At 55.5% G+C, this 6,805-nt stretch carries 5 protein-coding genes, 1 tRNA gene and 2 rRNA genes (1 of these 8 cut by a window edge); all 8 read right to left on the bottom strand.

Features of this window, described 5'->3' with window-relative positions; translation table 11 throughout:
- Window position 1: 1 nt before the first annotated feature.
- Window positions 2-820, bottom strand: coding sequence for a sulfurtransferase/chromate resistance protein (locus VDQ28_RS05660; RefSeq protein WP_323035009.1), 819 nt, complete (start codon window positions 818-820; stop codon window positions 2-4).
- 274 nt (window positions 821-1,094) lie between these two features.
- Window positions 1,095-2,435 (bottom strand): IS1182 family transposase, encoded by a 1,341-nt coding sequence (locus VDQ28_RS05665; RefSeq protein ID WP_323035010.1) that lies wholly within the window; start codon window positions 2,433-2,435, stop codon window positions 1,095-1,097.
- Between the two features lie 291 nt (window positions 2,436-2,726).
- Window positions 2,727-3,776 carry a PIN domain-containing protein gene (locus tag VDQ28_RS05670; protein WP_323035011.1) on the bottom strand — a complete coding sequence of 350 codons (1,050 nt, stop codon included), beginning with the start codon at window positions 3,774-3,776 and terminating at the stop codon, window positions 2,727-2,729.
- A 341-nt stretch (window positions 3,777-4,117) separates the two neighbouring features.
- Window positions 4,118-4,435, bottom strand: a complete 318-nt coding sequence (locus VDQ28_RS05675) for a type II toxin-antitoxin system RelE/ParE family toxin (RefSeq protein ID WP_323035012.1) — start codon at window positions 4,433-4,435, stop codon at window positions 4,118-4,120.
- Window positions 4,432-4,698: a hypothetical protein gene (locus tag VDQ28_RS05680; protein ID WP_323035013.1), complete on the bottom strand. Its 267-nt coding sequence runs from the start codon at window positions 4,696-4,698 to the stop codon at window positions 4,432-4,434. The genes VDQ28_RS05675 and VDQ28_RS05680 overlap by 4 nt, the downstream gene beginning before the upstream one ends.
- 216 nt (window positions 4,699-4,914) lie before the next feature.
- A tRNA-Met gene (locus tag VDQ28_RS05685) sits at window positions 4,915-4,991 on the bottom strand.
- 63 nt (window positions 4,992-5,054) lie between these two features.
- Window positions 5,055-5,169: ribosomal RNA gene (gene rrf / locus VDQ28_RS05690) — 5S ribosomal RNA — on the bottom strand.
- Between the two features lie 87 nt (window positions 5,170-5,256).
- Window positions 5,257-6,805, bottom strand: a 23S ribosomal RNA gene (locus VDQ28_RS05695) (it continues 1,286 nt past the right edge of the window).

The raw sequence follows: 6,805 nt of genomic DNA on the forward strand, positions 1-6,805 counted from the left end.
TTTATGCCTTTGTCGAAGCGGCGGGCCAGTCGTGGCCTTCGTCTGTTGCATCGCGCGCCCAGCGGTAGAAGGCATCGTAGAGATTCATACCTGCTTCAAGCTGTTGCAAATCGTCACGATACATCCGTGACAGGCCCAACGACACGGCCAGTAAACCTGCCGCTTCGGGGGCCAAATCATGCGTGTTGGTATCAGCGCCGCGCACAACCAAAGCCAGTTTTGTAAGTGCATCGCTCCCTATGCCAAACTCTTCGATCATCGTATCAAAAGTGCATGTGTCGCCACGGTGGCTCCAAAACACGTCTTCGATATCGAATGGGGTTGCGTTGAAACGCTCTGCAACATTCATCACTTGAGACGCCGCGACGAACAAAAACTGGGCTCGTGGGTCAATGAAGCGCCGAATGAGCCAAGGGCAAGCGATACGGTCGATTTTTGGTCTATGCCGCGTCACCCAGACAGTGCGGCCTGTTGCATCCAAAGCGGGCAGCTTCTCAGCCAAAACCATCGGTTGCCCAGCATCCCTCCATGCAAATTGCCCACCCTCAAGAACCTCCGCCTGAACACCGCAGCTCCGCAACACTGCTGCCGCGCCTTGGCTAATTTTCAGCCCCTTTTGGCAATAAACGATAACCGCCCGCCCTTTTAGGTCTTCGGCCAGATCAATCACTTTTAAAAAGGGGTGGCGATATGCACCGGGGATCAGGTGTGGATCAGCATTGAAGTCGTCATCGATGCGCACATCGAGCAACACAGGACAATCAGGTGTTCCCACCAAACGAGCCAAAGTAGATACGGGGATTTCGTTGTATGACGCCATAAAGCATCCTCCATAAAAAACTGAAATTGGAAGGATGCAAGATCAAGCTGGCGCCTCACGGGGTTCTTGCGGACCCCAGAACACCACTACTAACTACAATCTGCTTAACTGTCAAACCGTCGGGCACCCGTTCAGGCCTCCCAAAAACGACCGATATAGGTGAAAAACTCGACTGACTACATCTTGTGCCGGGCGTTTTCGGGCCGATTTAACCGACTGAATTTGAATATTTTTCAGTTGATTCGACGTCCAGCCTTTGAAGGCTCTTTCGGCCTTACGCTGGGACCAGTTTCGCCAGACGTTTTAGGTTCTGCGCGGTGGCAGCGAGGATACATTCGTCACTGGCACCGCGCAGCCCTCTGAGCCGAAGGCGCGTGAAGCCAAGATTGCGCTTCAGATGGGCGAACAGCATCTCGACCTTCTTGCGCTTGCGGCGGCTGACGGCGAACTTCTCGGTGTGGGAAAGATTGCGCGCGATCTGCCGGGCCTCTTCGTCCATGTGCCGCATGACCGTTCGGGCGGGCGCAGTGGTGCAGGCCTTGCGGATCGGACAGGTTTTGCAGTTTGCCGTGTCTGCACTGTAATGCTTGATCCTTCTTACCGGGTCCGCTGTGCGCAGCGTCATTTCGTGCCCTTCGAGACAGGTGAAGCTGTCACGGTCAGTGTCATAGCTGAAATGGCTCAGATCATACTTGCCGCCCGTCTGATGCTGGCGGTCAAGCACTGGGACATGGGGTGCGATATTGCGCGTGAGCAGCCAAGCGAGGAACGGGCCGGTGCCGTAGGATTTGTCGGCGGCCAATGCATCAGGGTGGAACGCGTGCCGGTCGGCGGTGCGCGCCAACATCTTCTTGGCGGCGACGATCTCCTGGCTCAACCGAGCCGGGGTCGCCTCGACGTCCATGATGATACCGTGATCGGTGTCGATCAGATAGTTGGTCTCATAGCTGAACCGTCCAGGTCCATCCTTGATGGACCACGCCGCCTGAGGGTCAGTTTCTGACAGGTATTTCGGGGCTTTATGCTGTGGCCCCTCCTGAACCTGTCCTGCTTCCGCCGCCAGCTGATCGAGGTAATCGCGGACCGGGCGCGCCGTGTCTTCCTTGGCCGCCCATGTCTTCTGCATTGCCTCCGGCTGATCCTTGCGGTCCCGGCTAGCATCGGCAGCAATGGTGCTGCCATCAACTGCAGCCGCTTGTCCGCCAACCAAACCGAAGGCAGCGCAGCGTTCTACAACCATCTCGAACACGCGGCGCAGAATGTCGCCATCTGCGAACCGACCATGACGATTCTTGGAAAACGTCGACCGATCAGGCACACGGCCTTCGAGCCCCAGCCGACAAAACCAACGATAGGCGAGATTGAGGTGAACCTCATCAACCAGCCGCCGTTCTGACCGGATGCCGTAGAGATACCCGATCAGAAGCATGCGGATCATCAACTCGGGATCGACCGACGGGCGGCCAGTATGGCTGTAGAGAGCTTCAAACTCGTGGCGGATCGCGCCGAAGTCCAACAACCAGTCGATCCGGCGCAAAAGATGATCGGCGGGGACGTGATCCTCAATGCGGAAACGGTAAAACAGCGCCTCTTGAACCCCCTGCCGACCCATCATCGCCTGATCCTCCAACCCGCCTGAACCAATTGAATCAGTCAGTTAGGCCCAGATCAAGCTAAGAGTTTTTCACCACCATCGACCGTTTGTTGAACGGTCAGAATTGTAGTCGCTCAGCTGCCCTTTTCTCGATAGCCGACATTGGTCTTACATAGGCCAGTGGTCGCAAAGTCCGCACAGAGACGTTTCAGCCTAAAAAATGCTGCACAATGCACGAACGGCTGCTTCGACGGGCCGCGCCGCAGCATGTTGACTGGGTGGCCAAGGTCCGCTTAGGGCCGGGTGCGGCAGCTACTTGTAGTCCTCAAAGGGATGAAGCGTGACGTACTGAAAATTGGAGTTTCGGAAACTCAGCGTGTCAAGCTCCGCAGGATTGCCGTCTTCATCAACGGCGATAGACATTGAAACGTCCACCGAGAACTGCAAATCGGTTTCTCCGCTCACATCATCCCAGGGAATGAGAACCTTATCTTCGGAATCGTAGGATGCCGAATCCCAGTCTGGGTGCGTGAAACTCGCACGAGCGCTTACCCGAAGCGTTGCGATAGCAAGAACCGAGTCGCCTTCCTCGACGGGCTTAAAGGCAGCAACCTTCTCTATCTCTACTTCGTCTACCGCAACGTCATAGACCTCGGAGTCCTCAACATCACCAATTAAACCCCAATCTTCGACTTCGTTGTTCACGAGCTTCGCGAGTTCATCGGTGTTTTCTTCAAGAAACTCCTCAACAGGCGGCGCGGCCATCTCGAAGCCCAAATGCTTGAACAGGTCGGGCAACGACTTCAAGACTGTGATATTGTCTTCCTGTTTCGCAGGTGCGTCGAAGTCCCCGTCGTCCGAAATGATGATGACGGGCGATGTTTTCGTGGCGACTGCCTTCAAGCACTCAAATGTGAAGGCATCGGGAAATTGATCCTTCTTTCCTTCGCCCGAGAAGAACCCGCTGCCAGCCGCATAGCTTGCAAAAACGGCGCTCGGCTTAACGTCGTCAATTTCAAGCACCTTAGCTTTCAGTGACTTGAACATGGCGGAAGTCGAGTCAGAGTATTGTTTATCTAGGGCAGCCTTGATGTCCGACTTGGTCACAGCCGGCAGCTTCGCGCCAAGTACATCCTCAACGATGCGTCGGAAATGCGGCCTTCCCACTTCCCTTATGACTTCGAAATCGTTAGCCGAGTGCTTTTTTGAAACCTCAGTAACCGTTAAGTCTGTAGTCAGCACACGGATTAATCCGGCATCTACCAAGTCTCCGACGCGCTCGATTTCAGGCCCACCGGGCGGCTTGCCTGCTCGAATGACAATGTTCGCGTCGAGAAAAACTTGAGGTTGGCTTTTCGGCATTCAAAATCACACATTGTTTATTGTGTGCAGCATACGACCACGCGCTCCACGGTGCCAGAGTTTTTCAGATCGCCGCCCTGCTGCCGGGTGAAACCTGGAAGTTTGTGGTCGAGACCGAACCGAACTGAGACATACATGAGCTTAAGGTACGCCGCATCTCGCGCGAACTTACTCGATGACCTTAGTAGTCATTGACGATGCGAAATCTAAGGTGAGCTCGCTCAGCATAGGGTAGGCTGGGTTGTGCTCACCTTTGCAGGCGCAGCGAATGGCAAGTCTGGTGATGCTGCGACGCCGCGCAAGACCTCACCTTGAATGGCAGCTATGGGCCGGGTGCGTCGTCAGCGACTGCGCATGCTGCTGCGCATGACCCAGTCGGCACCGCCATAGGTGACGGCGTAGATCAGCACTTCTGCGACATCGTCGTCTACGGCGAACGCGATAACAGCTTTCCGGCCTGCCGGGATGGCACGCAGGCCAGGGGCGATTTCATCTCGAAGACTTCCCTTATGGGGCGTGGCCTTCAGCGTGGCGATGGCAGCCTCGATTTCGGCGAGCTTTCGCGCCGCCGCGTCGGGCCCAGCATAGTCGAGGATCCAATGCGCGATGGCATCAAGATCACGCGCGACAAGAGGGTGGAAACGAATGCGGTAGTTCACGCGCCGCCAGCCCCTATGGTGCGACGGGCAGCAGCAAAGGCATCGTTCTGGTCGATGAAGGCTTCGCGCGGCGTTTCCATGCGAGCGCGGATTTCCTGCGCGAGGGCGGAGAGGGCCACGTCGCGTTCCTGTTCGTCCTGCATCATCTGTTCCAGCGCGGCCGCGACTGCAGCGCTCTGGGTCGCGAACACGCCCTGCCCCACCTTTTCAGAAAGGAACTGGTGGTGGCGGTCGGTAAAGCTGAGAGTGGTTTTGACGGTCATTCGCGCCTCCATGGTATGACTGAGTCATATACCGGATCGGAGCGATGGTTTCAACTGGGGCGGATGCAGCGCCGTTGTTGAACCCGCCAAAATGCAAAAAGCCCCCTGGGCTTCAGGGGGACTTACAAAACGTTGACTTGGCGTTGACTCGTTTTTGCGCGAGGCATACACAAGCGTTTTTGTTTGGCTCTAACCATTTGAAAAGGTTAGGTAATTTGGTTGCGGGGACAGGATTTGAACCTGTGACCTTCAGGTTATGAGCCTGACGAGCTACCGGGCTGCTCCACCCCGCGCCATGTTTGTCTGTTTGGGTTTTATGAGATCGTTTTGAGAGAGACGTGTCTGTTTCTTTTCAGGTTTGGCGGTGACCTACTCTCCCACGTCTTGAGACGCAGTACCATTGGCGCGACGGCACTTAACTTCCGAGTTCGGGATGGGATCGGGTGTTTTGCTCGTGCTATTGCCACCAAACCAGAGAAGAAACAGAAACATCGGTTGCGGTTATGCAACTTTCGGGTGTCTTTAAGCTTTTGTCCTGTAACCTTGCTGTTACTGGATCAAATCAAGCCTATCGAGCGATTAGTACCGGTCAACTGAACACATTGCTGCGCTTACATCTCCGGCCTATTGACGTGGTGGTCTACCACGGCTCTCAAGGGAGATCTTGTTTTGAAGGGGGCTTCCCGCTTAGATGCCTTCAGCGGTTATCCTGTCCGTTCATAGCTACCCAGCACTACCCTTGGCAGGATAACTGGTCCACCAGTGGAACGTTCACCCCGGTCCTCTCGTACTAGGGGCAACTCTTCTCAAATCTCCTACACCCACGGCAGATAGGGACCGAACTGTCTCACGACGTTCTAAACCCAGCTCACGTACCTCTTTAAACGGCGAACAGCCGTACCCTTGGGACCGACTTCAGCCCCAGGATGAGATGAGCCGACATCGAGGTGCCAAACGATGCCGTCGATATGGACTCTTGGGCATCATCAGCCTGTTATCCCCGGCGTACCTTTTATCCGTTGAGCGATGGCCCACCCACGTGGGACCACCGGATCACTATGGCCGACTTTCGTCTCTGCTCGACTTGTCAGTCTCGCAGTCAGGCTGGCTTCTGCCATTGCACTCAACGACCGATTTCCGACCGGTCTGAGCCAACCTTCGCGCGCCTCCGTTACTGTTTAGGAGGCGACCGCCCCAGTCAAACTCCCCGCCATGCAAGGTCCCGGACCCGGATAACGGGCCGCGGTTAGACATCAAAAGTGCGAAGGGTGGTATCTCAAGGGAGGCTCCACGGGAACTGGCGTTCCCGGTTCGATGCCTACCACCTATCCTGCACATCACAATTCTGATGCCAGTGCAAAGCTGGAGTAAAGGTGCACGGGGTCTTTCCGTCTAACCGCGGGTAGTGTGCATCTTGACACACAGTTCAATTTCGCTGAGTCCATGTTTGAGACAGCGGGGAAGTCGTTACGCCATTCGTGCAGGTCGGAACTTACCCGACAAGGAATTTCGCTACCTTAGGACCGTTATAGTTACGGCCGCCGTTTACTGGGGCTTCAATTCAAAGCTTGCACCTCTCCTTTTAACCTTCCAGCACCGGGCAGGCGTCAGACCCTATACGTCGTCTTACGACTTCGCAGAGCCCTGTGTTTTTAGTAAACAGTCGCCACCCCCTAGTTTGTGCCCCCGGCTCAGACTTGCGTCCAAACCGGGCCTCCTTCTCGCGAACTTACGGAGGTATTTTGCCGAGTTCCTTAAACATGGTTCTCTCAAGCGCCTTGGTATGCTCTACCTGTCCACCTGTGTCGGTTTAGGGTACGGTCTTATAGAGGGGCTATTTCCAGGAACCTCTCAGCAGCCCAATCAATCCGATAAGATTGAACTACCCTTGAGATCCGTCACCACCTCACGGCCCAGGAATATTAACCTGGTTCCCATCGACTACGCCTTTCGGCCTCGCCTTAGGGGCCGGCTTACCCTGCTCAGATTAGCTTTAAGCAGGAACCCTTGGACTTTCGGCGAGAGGGTCTCTCACCCTCTTTGTCGCTACTCATGTCAACATTCTCACTTCTGAACGCTCCACCGGTCCCTCACGGGCCGGCTTCAC

The organism is Pararhodobacter sp., from assembly GCF_034676545.1.
Classification (GTDB): Bacteria; Pseudomonadota; Alphaproteobacteria; order Rhodobacterales; family Rhodobacteraceae; genus Pararhodobacter.

Bases quoted from the DNA above. Each gene is read 5' to 3' on its own strand.
- VDQ28_RS05660 (WP_323035009.1), bottom strand. From the start codon at position 820: ATGGCGTCATACAACGAAATCCCCGTATCTACTTTGGCTCGTTTGGTG.
- VDQ28_RS05665 (WP_323035010.1), bottom strand. From the start codon at position 2,435: ATGATGGGTCGGCAGGGGGTTCAAGAGGCGCTGTTTTACCGTTTCCGC.
- VDQ28_RS05670 (WP_323035011.1), bottom strand. From the start codon at position 3,776: ATGCCGAAAAGCCAACCTCAAGTTTTTCTCGACGCGAACATTGTCATT.
- VDQ28_RS05680 (WP_323035013.1), bottom strand. From the start codon at position 4,698: ATGACCGTCAAAACCACTCTCAGCTTTACCGACCGCCACCACCAGTTC.